A 17,260-nucleotide genomic window follows, 5' to 3' on the forward strand; every position below is an offset into this window, starting at 1 on the left:
AGGAAACCCTACTGTGGCCGGATCGAACCGGCTCACCACCAACCCGTCGCCGACGCCATCTGCCGCCCCAACTCGCTGGTCAGAGTGCGTACGTAGGTAGCGGTGAGGTGATGTTCGTCGCGGTAGATCAGTACGTTGCCCTCGATGACACGGCAGACCGGACCGTCGCACAGAGCGTTCGAGAGATCCAGGGGGTACACCGTCGGAAGCCGGAAGGATGCCGCGAGAGCTGGGTTGATCGGCCCGAGTGCGTTGCCTCGCTCCATGCCACACGATGTCGCGTTGCCGCCGTCGGCCAGGCAATCGATGGCCCGGTACGCGATGCCGTCACGTTCGAGCCACGGATTGTCGCGGATACCGAGGACGGGGATGCCGTAGGCCGACAGCTCGTTCCATACCTGCACGTACCAGTCGGGGGTGACGTCGCCCGGGCCGTCGTCCCTCGGCCGCGTCGCGGTGGTGAACACGTAATCGGGTCGTATCTGCGCGAGATCGGACAGTACCGTCTCGGTCCAGTCCAGGCAGTCGGGGTATTCGCTGTCGCCGAGCATGGGCATCGTGCCGAGGGTGAGTGGGCAGCCCATCTTGAGATAGGTCACGACGCGGAACCCGTGTTCGCGGCCGAGTAGATCCAGTGCGGTGATCCAGTGCTCCGCGTGGGAGCTACCGGCAAGTGCGATGGTCCGGTTCGCGGTCGTGTCGCCGTACTCGCAGCTGATCGCATCACGCGTCTCGAAGTCCGCGATGCAGCCTTCGACGGTGGTGATCGGCAGATCTTCCGGTGCCGAGAACAGCGCGGGACTGACCGGTGCGTCCTCGGCGACGATGCCGTCGGTGAGTTCGAGAGCGCCCGGATGAGTGATCGGGTCGACGGTGTCGTTGGCCTGCAGGTCCGCGACCGATCTCTGGATGTAGTAGTTCCATCCGGCGGAACCGGCCACGAGTGCGAGGGCAAGGACCGCAGCGGTGCCCGTCACCGCGAGGCGTGGAATGGATCGGGCGGGCGCCTGCACCGGCTTCTCGACGAGGCGAACGGTCAGCATCGCCAGAAGCACGGACGCTCCGATGATGCACGCGCCGGTGAGCAGGTCCGCGGTCTGTTCGCCCGTGTACGCGAGGGTGAAGATCAGAATCGGCCAGTGCCAGAGATACAGAGGAAAGGCTATCGAGCCGAGCCACAGCCCGAATCGCGTGCTGAGCAGCGCTGCGACAGGCGTGTCGGGTCCCGCGAGCACCAACGCGAGTGTCGCGAGTACGGGAAACAGTGCCCAGGGGCCCGGGAACTCCTGCACACCGTCGAAGATGAATCCGCACGCGACGATCGCGGTCAACCCGGCCGCCGCCAGTGCCGTGCGGGCTGTCTTCGACGGCCACGATGCATCGGCCCCGTCGTGGACGGGTGGTTTCGCGGCGTACATCGCTGCGACGGCCGCCCCCAGCAGGATCTCCCACAGTCGAGCGCCCGTGTCGTAGTAATTCCAGGATTGGAGCCGCGACGTACCGTCTGCGGCGTAGACGAAGGACAGCAGTGCCGCGCCGACGAACAGCACCAGGTAGACACGAGGATCGGGGCTGGGTCGCGATGCTCCGCGTGACTTGCGAAGAATCCAGGAGAGCCCGAAGACGACGGCGATGGCGATCAGATAGAACTGGAATTGGACCGCAACGGACCACAGGTGTTGGACCGGGCTGACCGTCGGGTCCGCCGCCAAGTAGTCCTGTGAGGTCCACGCCAACTCCCAGTTGGCGAAGAAGAAGACGCCCGAGACCAGCTGATTTCCGATGTCGACCCATCGCGTGCGCGGGAGCAGAACGATCGTTGCGACGGCCACACCGGTCAGGACGAGCACGAGCGGGGGGCCGAGCCTGCGCAGGATGCGGGCGACTCGACGGAACGGATCGATCGATCCACCCGCGCGGGCGGTGCGAATCAGCGAGGCCGTGAAGAAGAAGCCCGTCAAGGTCAGGAAGACGTCGACACCGCCGGAGACGCGTCCCATCCAGATGTGGAAGACGACGACCAGAGCGATCGCGACGCCGCGTAGACCGTTGAGATCCTGCCGCACTGCCGGTCGTGCGTCGGCCGCCCGAACCGGGGGAGCAGCGGGCACGGAAGTGCCGGCAGGTTGGTACTGGGCGTGCATAAGAGGGTGAAAGCTCCGACGGTCGACGAATACGGGGACGCAGTGCAGTTCTCGAGGCAAACGATACTGTGCCTGAACCCCGGGTGAACAATCAGCCAGCGGCTGCGGGCAATCGGTGGATCGCGTCGACGAGTGGTGCCAACTCGGGAATCTGCTCGGCCGACGACAGTGAGCTTTCCAGAACCTCGTCGTGCGTGGGGCGTGCTCGTTCCAACAGCGCTCGGCCGTCGGTGGTCAGTTCCGTGTAGATGCCTCGACGGTCGTCCTTGCACAGCACTCGTGTGAGGATGCCTCGATCTTCGAGTCGATTGACCAATCGAGTGGTGGCGCTGCTGCTCAAAGCCGTTGCACGTGCCAGTTGCTGCATCCGCATATGCCACCCGTCTTGCCGACCGAGCGCGTCGAGGACTGCGTACTCGACCACCGAGAGTATGTGCTCGGCCTGCAGTGCGCGTTCGAGTTCGGCCTCGATGTGCGCGTGGAGCGCTGCGAGTGTTCGCCATCCCTGGGCGCGGATGAGGGATGAATCGTCGGCGATTCCCACTGTGTCCTCCTCGAAGCCTGTCGAAAGTTCAGTCGGAGTTTAGCAGCTTGCGCAGTTATAAGGCGTGTGCAACTATTTATAACGCGTCTGCAACTAAGTGCACGCGCTAGCTATCGGCGAACGCATCGATCTAGGAGAAACTGCATGCCGCTCGGACTGCTCGCACTCGCCATCGGAGGGTTCGGTATCGGACTCACCGAGTTCGTGATCATGGGGCTACTGCCGGAAGTCGCCGCGGACTTCGGAGTCACCGAGGCCGTGGCGGGCTGGCTCATCACCGGCTACGCGCTCAGCGTCGTCGTGGGGGCCCTCGTGGTGACGGCACTCGTCACCCGGTTTCCGCGCAAGAACGTTCTGGTCGCATTGATGGGACTGTTCATCGCGGGCAACCTTCTGTCCGCGATCGCCGGATCGTACGAGGCCATGATGCTCGGCCGTGTCGTGGCAGCACTGTGTCACGGTGCATTCTTCGGAATCGGAGCCGTGGTCGCAGCAAGTCTCGTCGAGGCCGCGAAGAAGGCAGGCGCGATCGCGATGATGTTCGCCGGTCTGACCGCAGCCAACGTTCTGGGAGTACCGTTCGGAACCCTGCTGGGTCAGACCTACGGCTGGCGTTCGACATTCTGGGCCATCACCGTCATCGGGGTTGTGGCGTTGGTCGGCACCATCACTCTCGTCCCGGCGAAGACGGACTCCGAGACTCCAGGGCATCTGCGGTCCGAGCTGCGTGCGTTCGGACGCCTACAGGTGTGGCTCTCGATCGCGATCACGATCCTCGGTTACGGCGGTATGTTCGGGGCATTCACGTACATCGCCTTCACACTCACCGAGGTCAGCGGGTTCACCTCCGGCTCGGTGCCGTGGTTGCTGATTCTGTTCGGCGTCGGACTGTTCATCGGCAACTACCTCGGTGGCAGGGCCGCGGATCGTAACCTCACCGCGACGTTGCTGACGTTGCTCGCAGCGCTGACCGCTGTGCTGGTGTTCTTCGCGTTCTCCGCGGAAAGCCAGATCGCAACCGTGGTGTCCCTGTTCCTGATGGGCGTGTTCGGCTTCGCCACGGTCCCCGGCCTACAGATGCGCGTTATGGCCTTCGCCGACGACGCACCGACCATGGCGTCGGGAGCCAACATCGCGGCCTTCAATCTCGGGAATGCTCTCGGTGCATGGATCGGCGGAGTGACGATCACTGCAGGGCTGGGATACACCTCGCCGATCTGGGCGGGCGCGGTCATCACCGTGGCCGCTGTGGTCGTGCTCGTGGTGGCCACCCGACTGCAGCATCAGCGCTCGATGGTTCGGATCTGATCCGACGCCCCACCCTGACGGCAATGGTCCCGAGCATAACGCTCGGGACCATTGCCGTTCAGGAACATTGACGTTCAGGAACATTGCCGTTCAGGAACATTGACGTTCAGGAACATTGCCGTTCAAGAACACTGCCGTTCGGGACCACGGTCAGTTCGTTCGGCCTTCGTTCAGCTGACGGCGTCCGCTCGATGCGGCAGTTTCCAGCCCGGGCGAACGAAGTGGCAGGTGTAGCCCGTCGGGTAGTTCTGCAGGTAGTCCTGGTGCTCGGGTTCTGCTTTCCAGAACGGGCCTGCCGGCTCGACCTCGGTGACGACCTTGCCCGGCCACAAGCCGGAAGCGTCGACGTCCGCAATGGTGTCCAACGCGACTCGCTTCTGCTCGTCGGACGTGTAGTAGATCGCCGAGCGGTAGCTCAGTCCGACGTCGTTGCCCTGGCGGTTCTTCGTCGACGGATCGTGTATCTGGAAGAAGAACTCCAGCAGGTCGCGGTACGAGATCAGACTCGGATCGAACACGATCTCGACGGCTTCGGCGTGCTTGCCGTGATTACGGTACGTCGCGTTGTCCACGTCGCCGCCGGAGTAACCGACCCGAGTCGACAGAACGCCCGGTCGGTGCCTGATAAGTTCCTGGGCTCCCCAGAAGCAGCCTCCGGCGAGAATGGCGGTCTCGGTGGTTGTAGTCACTGCTGCGCTCCTTCGTCTGGCGTCGATACTGTGTCCGACTGTGCGTCGTCCGACTGTGTGTTGTCCGACTGTGTCGTCGTGTCGAACTGTGCGCGGTATTCACCGTAGCCCTCGGCTTCGAGGCGATCCACCGGCACGAACCGGAGGGCAGCGGAGTTCATGCAGTAGCGAAGGCCGCCCTGGTCCTTCGGGCCGTCCTTGAACAGGTGGCCAAGGTGCGAGTCGCCACCGGAGGAACGAACTTCCGTGCGGACCATCAGATGGCTGAAGTCGCGCTTCTGCACTACCGATGTCGCGTCGACGGGTTTGGTGAAACTCGGCCATCCCGAGTGGCTCTCGAACTTGTCGAGTGAGGAGAACAACGGTTGCCCGGTCACGACGTCGACGTAGAGGCCCGGCTCGTGGTTGTCCCAGTACTCGTTGTCGAAAGCTCGCTCGGTGCCTTCCTGCTGTGTCACTCGGTATTGCTCGGCCGTCAGATTCTTCAACTGCTCGGAATCCTTGGCGTAAGAACGTGTCATCGGTGTCCTTCCTGCTGTCACCGTCGGCCGCCACGGCCACACCATGAGTCAACAACGCTCACCTGTCGATATTCCGGTGCCCGTATCCACGTCGGGTGTTCAGTAGGCTGGCCGCGGCAAGGGCTCACGCCCACCGGCATCCGGCAGTAGGGACGAAACGAAGATGGCATCGGGTACTGATCGGTTCTGGAAGGTTCTGGGGCGCTCCGCGCAGAAGGGCCAGGCCCGGTCACGGTCCAGCGTCGACAACGCAGCCGGACACGCCGAGTGGGCGAAGGGCCTGTCGGACGAAGATCTGAAGGCCGCGGCTGCCGACGCAACTGTGTCGGACGCAGCCAAGCTCGACGTTCCGCGCTACCTCGCACTGGTCCGTGAGGCATCGTCGCGCGCGCTGGAGCTGCAACCGTTCGACGTTCAACTCCTGGCTGCGGTGCGCATGCTCGCAGGCGATGTGGTGGAGATGTCGACGGGCGAAGGCAAGACCTTGTCCGGGGCCCTCGCTGCGATCGGCTACGTGATGGCCGGGCGCCGCGTCCACGTCGTGACCATCAACGATTTTCTGGCTCGACGCGACGCCGAGTGGATGGGGCCGCTGTACGAATTACTGGGCTTCACCGTCGGTTGGATCTCCGAGGGCTCGTCCGCGGCCGAGCGACGAGCTGCATACGCGTGCGACGTCACGTACGCGTCGGTCAACGAGATCGGCTTCGACGTTCTTCGCGATCATCTCGTGGACGACGCCGCCGATCTGGTCACGCCCGCACCCGACGTCGCGCTGATCGACGAGGCGGATTCGGTGTTGGTCGACGAGGCGCTGGTTCCACTCGTGCTCGCCGGTTCGGTGAAGGGCGACGTTCCGTCGGATCGTGTTTTCGACGCCGTGAAGCTTCTGCAGAGTCGAACCGACTTCGATACCGATGCCGACGGTCGCAACGTCTTCCTCACCGATGCCGGTGCGGAGAAACTGGAGAAGGAACTCGGCGACATCGACCTGTACGCGGAGAACCACGTCGGATCCACCCTCGTCGCGGTCAACGTTGCTCTTCATGCCCAGGTTCTCGTCAAGCGCGACGTGCACTACATCGTGCGCGACGGACGGGTGCAGCTGATCAACGCATCTCGCGGACGTGTCGCGGAGTTGCAGCGGTGGCCCGACGGTCTGCAGGCGGCCGTGGAGATCAAGGAAGGCCTGACACCGACCGAGACCGGCGAGATTCTGGACACCATCACCGTCCAGGCCCTGATCGGTCGATACGCCACGGTGTGCGGAATGACCGGCACCGCGCTTGCTGCGGGCGAGCAGCTCAAGAAGTTCTATTCGCTCGGCGTGTCCGTCGTTCCGCCGAATGAACCCAACGTTCGTGTCGACGAAGCCGATCGTGTGTACGACACGTCCGAGAACCGCAATGCCGCCGTCGTCGCGTTCGTCGAACAAGCCCACGAGACAGGCCAACCGATTCTGATCGGTACGCACGACGTCGCCGAGTCCGAGGTCTTCTCCGATCTGCTGGACAGGGCGGGTGTACCCCACGTCGTGCTCAACGCCAAGAACGACGCCGAGGAGGCGGCCGTCGTCGCGCGGGCCGGTGAGCGGTCGGCAGTGACGGTGTCCACTCAGATCGCCGGGCGCGGAACCGATATCAAGCTCGGTGGTCCCTCCGGCGGGGGGAAGGAAAAGGACGAGGTCGCCGAACTCGGTGGTCTGCTGGTGGTCGGCACCGGCCGACACACGACCGAACGGCTCGACAACCAGTTGCGGGGCCGAGCCGGGCGGCAAGGCGATCCCGGCCGCTCGGTGTTCTTCTCCAGTTGGGAGGACGAGGTCGTGACGGCGAACCTCGGTCCGAAGGATCAGCCGAAGAAGACCGACGACACCGGACTCGTCACGGCGAACGGTGTGGCGGCGAAGATCGACCATGCGCAACGCATCGCCGAGGGGGCCATGCTCGAAGTGCATTCTCGGACATGGCGTTACAACCAGTTGACGGCGCAGCACCGCGACATTCTGGATCGTCGGCGAGCGTCGTTGCTGACCACCGGCGAGGCGCTCGAACTTCTCGAATCCGCAGCGCCGGATCGAGCGGCCGAACTACGCGAGACGGTGTCGGAGGACGTGTTGACGGTTGCAGCACGCCGCATCGTGCTCTTCCATCTCGATCGGTCGTGGTCCGAGTACCTTGCTCATCTCGCCGACGTGCGCGAAAGTATCCATTTGCGCGCGCTCGGGCGCGAGAATCCGCTCGACGAGTATCACCGGATCGCAGTGGATGCGTTCAGGGAGGTGTCCGACAAGGCGATCGAGCATGCTCGTGCGACGTTCGAGTCGGCCGAGATCACCGAGAACGGCATCGATCTCGGCAAGAGTGGACTTGCCCGACCGTCCTCGACGTGGACCTACATGGTTCACGACAACCCGTTCGCCGGCAACACTGCGAACAGCGCGGGACTCGGCCCGATCTTCGGCGGTTAGGACAGTCGCGCTCGGTCTCCCAGGCGTGCTCGGACGCCGTCGACGAACAGGGTCAGTCCGAAATCGAAACGGCTTGTCGGGTCCGGGCTTTCGAACAGAGGCGATGCGGATTCGGTGAGCGCTCCGGCCGAGTCCATCTGCATGCGTGCCTGTTCGTCGACGGTCTGGCCGAGCACGTAGTAGAGCACTGTGTCCGCGGCCAGTTCGGATTCAGCCCGACGCAATCCGGCCCGTATGCACACCGCTGCAATACGTTCCCGGATGCGGTTGGTGACCAACCGTGACGCGTACGTCGCGGCGACCAACTCCGCACCGTCGCGGTGCGAGAGCAGCGTATTGCGTAGGCGATGGGCCAGTTCTCGCAGTTGGTCGTCCCAGTCGCCGGCGTCCGTCGCGGCGTCGACGTCGGCGAGCAGGGTGTCGGCGATGGCGCCGAGCAGAGTCTGCTTGTCCTTGAAGTGCCAGTACAGCGCGCCCGGCTGCACGTGAAGTGATGTCGCGAGGCGGCGCATCGTGAGATCGCCCAGGCCGTATTCGTCGAGGATCGCAATGGCACCGTCGAGGACGTCGGCTCTGCGCAGTTGCACTCTTCACTCCTTGTCGGTCCGCTCGACTTTGACAGTAATCGACGCCGAGTATAGCTTGAACGCCGTTCAACTTGAACAGTGTTCAAGGCTAAATTCGAGCCGCAGTCGGCGAACCTCAGGAGTTGCTCATGACGCACGGATCGGTAGGCACGGGGTCGAGCCTGCAGGAGCCGTCCGGGAGGACGGACGTTCTGGAGACCGCACGGGTGCAGGTGCTGGCGGACGGTATCGGGTTGGGGCAAGCTCAGGTGCTCGAGGTCCTGCGGCTGCCGGAATCGCGGTTGGAGGACCTTCTCGCTCTTGCGCACGACGTCCGCATGAAGTGGTGCGGGCCGGAGGTCGAGGTCGAGGGGATCATCAGCCTGAAGACGGGTGGTTGCCCCGAGGACTGTCACTTCTGTTCGCAGAGCGGGTTGTTCGAGTCTCCGGTTCGCGCGGCACGGCTGGACATCCCGAGCCTGGTCGAGGCGGCGAAGCAGACCGCGAAGACGGGCGCGACCGAGTTCTGCATCGTCGCAGCGGTCCGCGGGCCGGACGACAGGCTGCTTGCCCAGGTTGCCGCGGGGATCGAGGCCATCAGGAACGAGGTCGACATCGACATCGCGTGTTCGCTCGGCATGCTCACTCAGGAGCAGGTCGATCGATTGGCAGGCATGGGTGTTCACCGCTACAACCACAATCTCGAGACGTCGCGGTCGTATTTCCCCAACGTGGTGACGACGCACACGTGGGAGGAGCGCTGGGAGACACTGCGAATGGTGCGCGACGCGGGGATGGAGGTCTGCTGCGGCGGGATTCTCGGGATGGGGGAGTCGCTGGAACAGCGGGCGGAGTTCACTGCGGATCTCGCGGCGTTGGAGCCCGACGAGGTGCCGTTGAATTTCCTCAATCCGCGTCCGGGCACCCCGTTCGGGCATCTCGATGTGCTTCCTGCGTCCGAGGCGCTGCGTGCCGTTGCCGCGTTCCGTCTGGCGCTGCCGAGGACGATTCTGCGGTTCGCCGGCGGTCGCGAGATCACTCTGGGCGACCTGGGGGCACAGCAGGGAATTCTCGGCGGTATCAATGCGGTCATCGTGGGCAATTACCTGACCACTCTCGGTCGACCGGCCGAACAGGACCTCGACCTGCTCGGTTCGCTGCAGATGCCGATCAAGGCACTGAACTCGACCATCTAAGGTGGACGGGGTGATCAGTGCCGCGCTATTCGACGCTTACACCGGTCGGCCTGTGGTGCCAGGTGTCGCACCGGTGCTCTCGCCTGCGGTTGCCCTGGGCCTCGAGCCTCCTCGATTCTGTGTGGAGTGCGGCCGCCGAATGGTGGTCCAGGTGGTGCCCGACGGATGGACCGCGGAATGCTCCCGGCATGGAGTCACCGATTCGACGTTGCTGGGCAGGCGTTGATCGTGACGGGGCAGTTCGACGTGCCGACGACCGCGAGGTGGCGGGTGCTCGGTGTTCCGATCGCGGTGTCGGTCCTCGTCGGTGTTCTCGCCGGGATCGTCTGGGCGTTGCTCGCTCCGGCCGAGAGGTTCGTCGTGGTTGCCCCCGGGCGTGGAGCCGCTCTGACCGGTGAGAGCCTGCATCGATTCGATGCGCTGGCGATGGCGGCCTGTGCGGCGATTGTTGCGGGAATTGTTCTGCCCGTTGCGGTCTGGGCGTGGACGGCAGTTCGGGGTCCGCTGCAATTCGCGGGTATCCTCATCGGTTCGATACTCGGATCCGGGGCGATGCTCGGCGTCGGTATCGCTGCCGCACGGTGGGTTCATCCCAGGCCCGACGATCCGGCGACGGGCTCCGTCGTTGCAGTCGCACCGGGATTCGAATCGCCGTTGCTGCTGGTGGTGCAGCCCCTCGTGGCGTCGCTGGTGGTGCTCCTGTTGGTTGCGATGAACCCGCACGACAATCTGCGGTTCACTCCGCTGGGTCACGACGGCGACCCCGACGGCGGCGAGGGCGGCGGCGACCCCGCCGGCGCGCCGGAGGGCGAGTTCTTTCTCGAGCGCGACCGAGCCTGAGGTCAGGTCGGAGGCCGCAGGGCCGCGAATTCGTCCGTGACTCTGATCGACGATTCCGCAAAGCGGAAGAGTGCGGGAGGTCGACCTCCGGTCCGGCCCGACGGCGAGGTTCGACCGGTCGGTTCGATCACTTTGCGCCGGCCGAGCACGCGTTGGAGGTTGGTCGCGTCCACGCTGTATCCGAGTGCTGCGGTGTAGATTTCCCGCAGCGTGGACATCGCGAATTCGACGGGTGCCAGCGCGAAGCCGATGTTCGTGTAGGACAACTTGGCGACAAGACGGTTGCGCGCGTGTCGCACTACGGTTCCGTGGTCGAACGACGTCTCCGGTAGGCGGGCCACGGGGTGCCACGCTGTGTCGGGTGGCAGTCGGGGGTCGGACACTATCGGGACAAGTCCGAGGAAGTTGGATGCGATTCGTCTGTCGCCCGGTACGCGCTCGGGGTCGCTGAACACCGACAACTGTTCGAGGTGCGCCACCGTGCGCACGTCGACCTTCTCGGCGAGTTGTCGCCGCGCCGAGGTGGGGAGGTCTTCGTCGTCGCTCAGTACACCGCCTGGAAGCGACCACGAACCCTTCTGGGGATCGAGCGCACGTTGCCACAGCAGCACGGCCAGTTCCGGCGCCTGGCCTGCGGCGAAGCTGCGAACCTGGAATACCGCGATGAGAACTTCGTGGACGGTGCTACGATGTTGCATGTTTTCGATTGTAAGTCGAAAACCTGAAGGAAGTAAATCCGGACGAAGTACGCCGGACCGACACGTTCGCCGGAAACGCCGGCGGCACTACCTCGGCCGGACGATCGATGAAGGAGTACCGCCATGGCGAGCAGGACGAACGGGCTCGGGGCCAGTGGTTCGGCAGTGATCAATTCTGCCGTGATGGATTCCGCCGCGACTGCGGCTCTGTGGGCGGGCGCGGCCGGCATAGTCGACGGCCCCGGCGGCTACAGCGGGGTGGAACCGACCGAGGAGTGGGCGGCCGAGGTGAAGCGTCTGGCGCGCCGTCGCGGTGCGACGATCCTTGCGCACAACTACCAGCTTCCCGCCATCCAGGATGTCGCGGACCACGTCGGTGACTCCCTGGCGCTGTCGCGGATGGCCGCCGAGGTTCCCGAAGAGGAGATCATCTTCTGCGGTGTCCACTTCATGGCCGAGACCGCGAAGATTCTCAGCCCGTCGAAGACGGTCCTCATTCCCGATCAGCGTGCCGGATGCTCGCTGGCCGACTCGATCACCGCGGACCAACTCCGCGAGTGGAAAGCCGATTACCCGCACGCCGTCGTCGTGTCCTACGTCAACACCACGGCCGAGATCAAGGCACTCACCGACATCTGCTGCACGTCATCGAACGCTGTCGAGGTGGTCGAGTCCATCGATCCGAGTCGCGAGATTCTGTTCCTTCCCGATCAGTTCCTCGGAGCCCACGTCAAGCGGGTCACCAAGCGCGAGAACCTGCACATCTGGGCAGGCGAGTGCCACGTGCACGCGGGCATCAACGGTGACGAACTGGCGGAGAAGTCGAGGGCTCACCCCGACGCCGAGTTGTACGTTCACCCCGAGTGCGGTTGTGCCACGTCGGCTCTGTACCTCGCGGGTGAGGGCTTCGTCACGGAGGACAAGGTCAAGATCCTGTCCACGGGAGGGATGCTGGATGCCGCCCGTGCGACGGGAGCCAAGCAGGTTCTGGTGGCCACCGAGATCGGCATGCTGCATCAGCTGCGCCGTGCCGCACCGGAAGTCGACTTCCAGGCCGTCAACGACCGGGCATCGTGCGGTTACATGAAGATGATCACTCCTGCCGCGTTGCTGCGCTGCCTCGTCGAAGGAAAGGACGAGGTGCACGTCGACCTCGACACGGCGCACGTGGCGAGCAAGTCCGTCCAGCGGATGATCGAGATCGGCACGCCGGGCGGCGGCGAGTGACGACACCCTCGGGGGCTGCACGGGAGGCCTCGGCCGACATCGGGTCCCGGGAGGCCTCGGCCGACATCGGGTCCTGGGAGGTGTCGGCGGACCTCGTCGTCGTGGGAGGCGGCGTCGCGGGTCTGAGTGCGGCACTGTCGGCGAGCAGACGCGGGCTTCGCGTGCTCACGATCGCCAAGGACGGACCGCCCGGGACCGCGACTCAGTACGCGCAGGGCGGCATCGCTGTTCCCGGATCGGGCGGGCAGGCCGCGATCGACTCGCACGTGCGAGACACGTGCGGGGCCGGCGGCGGACTGTGTGACGTCGAGGCCGTCAGGTCGATCGTCGCGAGCGGTCGTGATGCCCTCGCGACGCTGCAGGAGTGGGGTGCCGTGTTCGACTTCGGTGCCGACGGTCTGCCTACGCGTACGCGCGAGGGTGGGCACTCGGTTCGGCGGATCGTGCACGCCGGGGGCGATGCGACGGGAGCCGAGGTCCAGCGAGCGTTGACGGTGTCGAGTCGCCAGGCCGACGGGCACGTCGTGATGGCCGGACGAGTGGTCGAGGTTCTGACGGCGTCGCGGCACGTCGTCGGGGCGCTCGTGCTGTCCGATCGAGGTTACGGAGTCGTCCATGCGCCTGCGGTTCTGCTCGCGACGGGCGGTCTGGGGCAGCTGTTCTCGTGCAGCACCAATCCGGCAGGGGCGACGGCCGACGGGATAGCGCTCGGTCTCGATGCAGGCGCGGACACGGCGGATCTCGAGTTCGTTCAGTTCCATCCGACGGTGCTGTTCGCCGCGGGCAGTACCGGGCGCAGGCCGCTCGTCAGCGAAGCCGTGCGAGGCGAGGGTGCTGTTCTGGTGGATCAGGACGGTGTGCGCTTCATGGCCGGAAGTCACCCGATGGCCGATCTCGCGCCGCGTGACGTCGTGTCGCGTGCGATCGCCGAGCGGCTGCGCGCAACCGGTACCGACCATGTTCTGTTGGACGCCAGGATGATTGGGGACTTCCGTACTCGTTTTCCGACGGTCACCGCCTCGTGCCTCGCCGCGGGAATCGACCCGGCCCACGACCTCGTTCCGGTCGCACCGGCAGCTCATTACTCGTGCGGAGGGCTTGTCACCGATGTGTGGGGGCGCACGTCGGTGACCGGTTTGTACGCGGCCGGGGAGGTGGCGCGGACGGGGCTGCACGGAGCCAATCGGCTCGCGTCGAACAGCCTGCTCGAAGGTCTCGTCGTCGGTGAGCGCGTCGGGCAAGCAGCGGTCGAACGACTCGGATCGCCGACCCCCGAGGTCGACGTGTCCGTGCCCACCGTCGCCGCGGTTTCGCGAGAACGATTGCAGAAGACGATGACCGAGTGCGCCGGTGTGGTGCGTGACGAGGGTGGTCTTCGCGTCGCCGCGGAGGTTCTCCGAGAATCCACCACCCGCGACGTGGTCGACGGGACGGCGCTCGAGGATTCGGCGCTGACAGCGGCGGCGTCGGCTCTCGTTCTCGCGGCGAGCCAGCGCGCCGAGAGTCGGGGATGCCACACCCGGGCTGACCATCCCGAAGTCCGGGACGATCTGCTGGGCAGTTTCAGAATTTCCAGGAACGAGGAGGGTGTGCTCGAATCGACGTTCGAGGCCTGCCTTTCGCACGTGACGACAGGGGTGAGCTGACAGTGAACGCGCTGATCGAACAGGGACTCGATCCCGACGAGATCCGGTCGATCGTCCGCACCGCGTTGGCGGAGGACCTCAGGTACGGGCCCGATGTGACCACGACTGCAACGGTTCCTGCGGAGGCGCGCGCAACGGCGACAGTGGTGTCTCGGCAAGCGGGCACCGTCGCGGGAATCGACGTGGGTCTTCTCGTTCTCGACGAGGTGTTGGGCGTGGACGGGTACACGGTCGAGGATCGAGTCGTCGACGGCACCGAAGTTGTTCCCGGACAGTCGGTTCTGACCGTCACAGCGCCGACGAGAGGTTTGCTGACCGCCGAGCGCACGATGTTGAACCTGGTGTGCCACCTGTCCGGAATCGCGACCGCGACTGCGGCCTGGGTCGACCAGGTCGCCGACACCGACGCGAAGATCAGAGACAGCCGAAAGACGTTGCCCGGCTTAAGGACGCTGCAGAAGTACGCGGTACGCGCAGGCGGTGGAGTGAATCACCGAATGGGGTTGGGTGACGCGGCGTTGATCAAGGACAACCACGTCGCAGCAGCGGGATCGGTCGTCGCGGCGTTGCAGGCCGTCCGCGACGCGGCACCCGACATCGAATGCGAGGTGGAGGTGGACAGCCTGGAGCAACTGGATCAGGTACTGGCCGAGAACGTCGAGTTGGTCCTGCTGGACAACTTCGCTCTGTGGCAGACGCAGATGGCCGTCCAGCGCCGAGCCGCACTTTCTCCGCAGACCAAGTTGGAGTCCTCCGGTGGTCTGACGATCGACGTCGCCCGCGACTACGCGAAGACCGGAGTGGATTTCCTCGCGGTCGGGGGGTTGACGCACTCGGTGACGGTGCTGGATCTCGGGCTCGACATGTAGACGGTGGCCGTCTTGTAGATTCGAATCCGATGTCAGAGATACAGAGCGTCCGCCTCGACAGCTGGATCTGGGCGGTCCGGCTGTTCAAGACCCGCTCGGCAGCGGCCGCCGCGTGCCGTGCGGGTCATGTTCGGGTGAACGGCACCCCGGCGAAACCCGGTCTGCGTATCGGCGTCGACGACGAAGTCAGACTGCGCGTGGAGGGACTGGAGAAGATCGTGGTGGTGACCCGCCTGATCGCCAAACGCGTCGGAGCGCCGGTAGCCGCGGAATGCATGATCGACCGCAGTCCGCCCCCGCCGGCGAAGGAAATTCTGGCCTCACAGCCTCGACGTGACCGGGGCGCCGGAAGGCCGACCAAGCGGGACCGTCGCGACCTCGACAAGCTGCGCGACCTCGATCGCATGCGGGACCTCGAGCGCCACCACGGAGCCTGACCGAGTCAGCGCTTGGGACGCTTACGCGGCCCCGCCTTGCGTGGTGCTTTCCCGCTCTGCGTCTTCCCTTTCGGCGCTGCGGGCTTCTTGACCTGATTCGGCTTTCGGGTCTGGTCCGCTGTCTTGCCTCGAGAGCTGCGCGCCGATCTGCCGCGGACGATGCCGAAGAATTCCTCGACGTTCTCGGTGTTCTTGTCGCTCGGCCAGGCGAGCGCGACCGTGGATCCGGCCACCCCGTCCACCGGCCGATACACGAGATCCTTCCGAGCGTGCAGCCGCGCGATGGACTGAGGGACGATGGCGAGCCCCAGACCGGCAGCGACGTATTCGACAAGTTCCGAATTGGAACCGATGTCCGGGATCGGGAGGGCCGTACCGTCGGCGATCTCGGTGGCGACTGCCGCCCACTCCGGTATCTCCTCGGGTGACTGCAGGAGGTGCTCGTCGGCGAGATCGGTCACCGCGACCCGGTCGAACGCGGCTACCGCGTGATCCTTCGGCACGACGACCACGGGGACTTCTTCGTACAGCGCAACGACACTCAGCCCGTTCCGATCGACCGGCAGCCGAACGAAGCCGGCGTCGACGGCACCGCTTCTGAGCAAGTCGAGCTGGGTGTCGACTGTGGTGGGGACCAGCTCGAGGGTGATGTCCTCGAATCGCTCGGCCCAGATCCGGCTCCACTTCGTCGGGGTCACGCCCTCGGTGAACCCGACAGTGAGGGTGGCGACTTCGGCGGCTTTGCGCGCGGCCTCGGCGCGGAGTCTTGTGTCGTCCTCGGCGACGCGAGCCCGGGCGGTCACGAGAAACTCCCGGCCTTCGGCGGACAACTGGGTCGGGCTCACGCCGGGACGAAACAGTGGGTACCCGAGTTCTGCTTCCATGTCGATGACAGCCGCGCTGAGTTTCGTCCTGGCGATGTTCAGCTTCTTCGCCGCGCGTGCGAAGTGCAGTTCCTCGGCCACGGCGATGTACCAGCGGAGCACCTGCACGTCGAAATTCACGTGGTCAACACTATGCGAGAACCGGCGAGAGCCCGGACGGTGGCATCGAGCACTGCGTGGGGAAGATAGGCTGTGCGGGTGAGCCCGGAGAAGAATCAGCAGAACATGAAGCCCCTGACCGCGGCGAACAAGCTCGGCATCTACCTTCCTGCGGCCCCGCAGGAGTTTCAGTCGACTCCCGTGAGCCGCTCCGAACTCGACGCACTGAGGCAGAATCCGCCGCAGTGGTTGGCGGACCTGCAGCAGCACGGCCCGTTCCCGAAGGACGTCATCGCGCGCAAGCTCGGGATTTCCATCGCGGGACTCGGCAGGTCGGGCGTGACCGAAGCGCTGACGTCGGAACAGATCGAGACGTTGCTCGCCGACAAGCCGGACTGGCTCGTGAAGGAACAGCGGCTGCAGAAGGAAGTGCGAGCCGAAGCCGAACGCGTCAAGGCGAAGGAAGAAGCGCGCCGTGCGGCCTCCAATCGGCCGCAGAAGCTCCGCTGACCAGAGGCACAGAAGCTCCGCTGACCAGAGGTATGGAAGCTCCGCTGACCTGATTACGGGCTGAGGACGCCGTCGAGATAGAGCCAGTGTCCGTGTTCGCGAACGAATCGGCTGCGCTCGTGTAGAACTCCGTTTCCGTCGGGGTGCCGGTAGAAGGCACTGAACGCGACGACGCCGTCGGAGTCGAGCAGCCCACCGGAGCTGGTGTCGTCGATGTCCAGCCGGTACCAGCGCTGCTCGTCGTCCAGGGTGAGCTCGTCTGGCCTGGTCGCCGGGTGCCACGTTCGGAGCAGGTACTCGGGGTCGCGGACTGCGAATGCGGTGTACCGCGACCGCATCAGTCGTTCTGCGGTGGGTGCGTGCGTGGTTCCTGCGAGAAACGGTCCGCAGCAGGCGTCGAACAGGTCGCCGCTGAGGCAGGTGCAGGTGGGGCTCACTCGCCGACCACGGCGACGTCGTAGGTGCCGAGTTCGTGTTCGTCGCGGTGACCTTCGTCTCGAATCCAGGTGTTGGCTTCGAGGAGGGTGTCGAAGGTCCCGAGCGCCGTGACGGTGTCTCCGTCGGGCGATTTCATGAGCACTTGATATTTCCTCATGGTGCTGACTCCTGCCT

Annotated in this window: 19 protein-coding genes; 10 read left to right on the forward strand and 9 right to left on the reverse strand. The window is 65.1% G+C overall.

Features of this window, described 5'->3' with window-relative positions; genetic code table 11:
• Nucleotides 1–32 precede the first annotated feature (32 nt).
• Nucleotides 33–2,144, reverse strand: coding sequence for an acyltransferase family protein (locus H292_RS0115620; RefSeq protein ID WP_020111990.1), 2,112 nt, complete (start codon nt 2,142–2,144; stop codon nt 33–35).
• Between the two features lie 91 nt (nt 2,145–2,235).
• Complete coding sequence (locus H292_RS0115625; protein WP_020111991.1) at nt 2,236–2,688, reverse strand: MarR family winged helix-turn-helix transcriptional regulator; 453 nt, start codon at nt 2,686–2,688, stop codon at nt 2,236–2,238.
• 144 nt (nt 2,689–2,832) lie between these two features.
• On the opposite strand from H292_RS0115625, the gene H292_RS0115630 reads away from it, so the two are divergent.
• Nucleotides 2,833–3,996: an MFS transporter gene (locus H292_RS0115630; protein ID WP_020111992.1), complete on the forward strand. Its 1,164-nt coding sequence runs from the start codon at nt 2,833–2,835 to the stop codon at nt 3,994–3,996.
• A 170-nt stretch (nt 3,997–4,166) separates the two neighbouring features.
• Here the strand turns inward: H292_RS0115630 and msrA are convergent, their stop codons facing one another.
• Together msrA and msrB are read right to left on the reverse strand one after the other, a co-directional pair.
• Nucleotides 4,167–4,685 (reverse strand): peptide-methionine (S)-S-oxide reductase MsrA, encoded by a 519-nt coding sequence (gene msrA / locus H292_RS0115635; RefSeq protein WP_020111993.1) that lies wholly within the window; start codon nt 4,683–4,685, stop codon nt 4,167–4,169.
• Complete coding sequence (msrB, locus tag H292_RS0115640) at nt 4,682–5,206, reverse strand: peptide-methionine (R)-S-oxide reductase MsrB (RefSeq protein WP_033188578.1); 525 nt, start codon at nt 5,204–5,206, stop codon at nt 4,682–4,684. Before msrB ends, msrA begins: the two co-directional genes overlap by 4 nt.
• A 163-nt stretch (nt 5,207–5,369) precedes the next feature.
• Here msrB and secA2 point away from each other — a divergent pair, with 163 nt between their 5' ends.
• Nucleotides 5,370–7,676 carry an accessory Sec system translocase SecA2 gene (gene secA2, locus H292_RS0115645; protein WP_020111995.1) on the forward strand — a complete coding sequence of 769 codons (2,307 nt, stop codon included), beginning with the start codon at nt 5,370–5,372 and terminating at the stop codon, nt 7,674–7,676.
• On the opposite strand, the gene H292_RS0115650 is transcribed toward secA2, so the two are convergent.
• Entirely contained in the window at nt 7,673–8,263 is a 591-nt protein-coding gene (locus H292_RS0115650) for a TetR/AcrR family transcriptional regulator C-terminal domain-containing protein (protein WP_020111996.1), read from the reverse strand. The two genes, secA2 and H292_RS0115650, sit on opposite strands and share 4 nt — an antisense overlap.
• Before the next feature lie 128 nt (nt 8,264–8,391).
• Here H292_RS0115650 and bioB point away from each other — a divergent pair, with 128 nt between their 5' ends.
• The 3 genes from bioB to H292_RS0115660 all read left to right on the forward strand — a co-directional run bounded on the left by bioB (nt 8,392) and on the right by H292_RS0115660 (nt 10,278).
• Complete coding sequence (gene bioB / locus H292_RS0115655; protein WP_020111997.1) at nt 8,392–9,438, forward strand: biotin synthase BioB; 1,047 nt, start codon at nt 8,392–8,394, stop codon at nt 9,436–9,438.
• A gap of 73 nt (nt 9,439–9,511) precedes the next feature.
• Nucleotides 9,512–9,664: a biotin synthase auxiliary protein BsaP gene (gene bsaP / locus H292_RS28870; RefSeq protein ID WP_442978568.1), complete on the forward strand. Its 153-nt coding sequence runs from the start codon at nt 9,512–9,514 to the stop codon at nt 9,662–9,664.
• Nucleotides 9,604–10,278, forward strand: coding sequence for a DUF2567 domain-containing protein (locus tag H292_RS0115660; RefSeq protein WP_020111998.1), 675 nt, complete (start codon nt 9,604–9,606; stop codon nt 10,276–10,278). The genes bsaP and H292_RS0115660 overlap by 61 nt, the downstream gene beginning before the upstream one ends.
• Before the next feature lie 2 nt (nt 10,279–10,280).
• Here the strand turns inward: H292_RS0115660 and H292_RS0115665 are convergent, their stop codons facing one another.
• Nucleotides 10,281–10,976 carry an NUDIX hydrolase gene (locus H292_RS0115665; RefSeq protein WP_020111999.1) on the reverse strand — a complete coding sequence of 232 codons (696 nt, stop codon included), beginning with the start codon at nt 10,974–10,976 and terminating at the stop codon, nt 10,281–10,283.
• A 183-nt stretch (nt 10,977–11,159) separates the two neighbouring features.
• On the opposite strand from H292_RS0115665, the gene nadA reads away from it, so the two are divergent.
• The 4 genes from nadA to H292_RS0115685 are packed head-to-tail and all read left to right on the forward strand — an operon-like array spanning nt 11,160 to nt 15,155.
• The gene (gene nadA / locus H292_RS0115670) at nt 11,160–12,203 is read left to right on the forward strand and encodes a quinolinate synthase NadA (protein ID WP_027498857.1); all 1,044 of its coding nucleotides are present in this window, start codon (nt 11,160–11,162) and stop codon (nt 12,201–12,203) included.
• A gap of 38 nt (nt 12,204–12,241) precedes the next feature.
• Nucleotides 12,242–13,849: an L-aspartate oxidase gene (locus H292_RS0115675; protein WP_231383862.1), complete on the forward strand. Its 1,608-nt coding sequence runs from the start codon at nt 12,242–12,244 to the stop codon at nt 13,847–13,849.
• Between the two features lie 2 nt (nt 13,850–13,851).
• On the forward strand, nt 13,852–14,718 hold the full coding sequence (gene nadC / locus H292_RS0115680) for a carboxylating nicotinate-nucleotide diphosphorylase (protein WP_020112002.1): 867 nt from the start codon (nt 13,852–13,854) through the stop codon (nt 14,716–14,718).
• 29 nt (nt 14,719–14,747) lie between these two features.
• Complete coding sequence (locus H292_RS0115685; protein WP_020112003.1) at nt 14,748–15,155, forward strand: RNA-binding S4 domain-containing protein; 408 nt, start codon at nt 14,748–14,750, stop codon at nt 15,153–15,155.
• A 5-nt stretch (nt 15,156–15,160) separates the two neighbouring features.
• Here H292_RS0115685 and H292_RS0115690 read toward each other — a convergent pair whose 3' ends face one another.
• Complete coding sequence (locus tag H292_RS0115690; RefSeq protein ID WP_020112004.1) at nt 15,161–16,159, reverse strand: LysR family transcriptional regulator; 999 nt, start codon at nt 16,157–16,159, stop codon at nt 15,161–15,163.
• A 78-nt stretch (nt 16,160–16,237) separates the two neighbouring features.
• Here H292_RS0115690 and H292_RS0115695 point away from each other — a divergent pair, with 78 nt between their 5' ends.
• On the forward strand, nt 16,238–16,648 hold the full coding sequence (locus H292_RS0115695; RefSeq protein ID WP_019665876.1) for a DUF5997 family protein: 411 nt from the start codon (nt 16,238–16,240) through the stop codon (nt 16,646–16,648).
• A gap of 53 nt (nt 16,649–16,701) precedes the next feature.
• Here the strand turns inward: H292_RS0115695 and H292_RS0115700 are convergent, their stop codons facing one another.
• The gene (locus tag H292_RS0115700) at nt 16,702–17,085 is read right to left on the reverse strand and encodes a YchJ family protein (RefSeq protein WP_020112005.1); all 384 of its coding nucleotides are present in this window, start codon (nt 17,083–17,085) and stop codon (nt 16,702–16,704) included.
• Nucleotides 17,082–17,222 (reverse strand): hypothetical protein, encoded by a 141-nt coding sequence (locus H292_RS28185; RefSeq protein ID WP_155291609.1) that lies wholly within the window; start codon nt 17,220–17,222, stop codon nt 17,082–17,084. The genes H292_RS0115700 and H292_RS28185 overlap by 4 nt, the downstream gene beginning before the upstream one ends.
• Between the last annotated feature and the right edge of the window lie 38 nt (nt 17,223–17,260).

Source organism: Rhodococcus sp. 114MFTsu3.1 (assembly GCF_000383555.1).
In the GTDB taxonomy this organism is placed as follows: Bacteria; Actinomycetota; Actinomycetes; order Mycobacteriales; family Mycobacteriaceae; genus Rhodococcoides; species Rhodococcoides fascians_E.

Coding starts and splice junctions, on each gene's coding strand:
- msrB (WP_033188578.1), bottom strand. CDS start 5,206: ATGACACGTTCTTACGCCAAGGATTCCGAGCAGTTGAAGAATCTGACG.
- H292_RS0115630 (WP_020111992.1), top strand. CDS start 2,833: ATGCCGCTCGGACTGCTCGCACTCGCCATCGGAGGGTTCGGTATCGGA.
- nadA (WP_027498857.1), top strand. CDS start 11,160: ATGGATTCCGCCGCGACTGCGGCTCTGTGGGCGGGCGCGGCCGGCATA.
- H292_RS0115665 (WP_020111999.1), bottom strand. CDS start 10,976: ATGCAACATCGTAGCACCGTCCACGAAGTTCTCATCGCGGTATTCCAG.
- H292_RS0115660 (WP_020111998.1), top strand. CDS start 9,604: ATGGACCGCGGAATGCTCCCGGCATGGAGTCACCGATTCGACGTTGCT.
- H292_RS28185 (WP_155291609.1), bottom strand. CDS start 17,222: ATGAAATCGCCCGACGGAGACACCGTCACGGCGCTCGGGACCTTCGAC.
- bioB (WP_020111997.1), top strand. CDS start 8,392: ATGACGCACGGATCGGTAGGCACGGGGTCGAGCCTGCAGGAGCCGTCC.
- H292_RS0115685 (WP_020112003.1), top strand. CDS start 14,748: ATGTCAGAGATACAGAGCGTCCGCCTCGACAGCTGGATCTGGGCGGTC.
- secA2 (WP_020111995.1), top strand. CDS start 5,370: ATGGCATCGGGTACTGATCGGTTCTGGAAGGTTCTGGGGCGCTCCGCG.
- H292_RS0115620 (WP_020111990.1), bottom strand. CDS start 2,144: ATGCACGCCCAGTACCAACCTGCCGGCACTTCCGTGCCCGCTGCTCCC.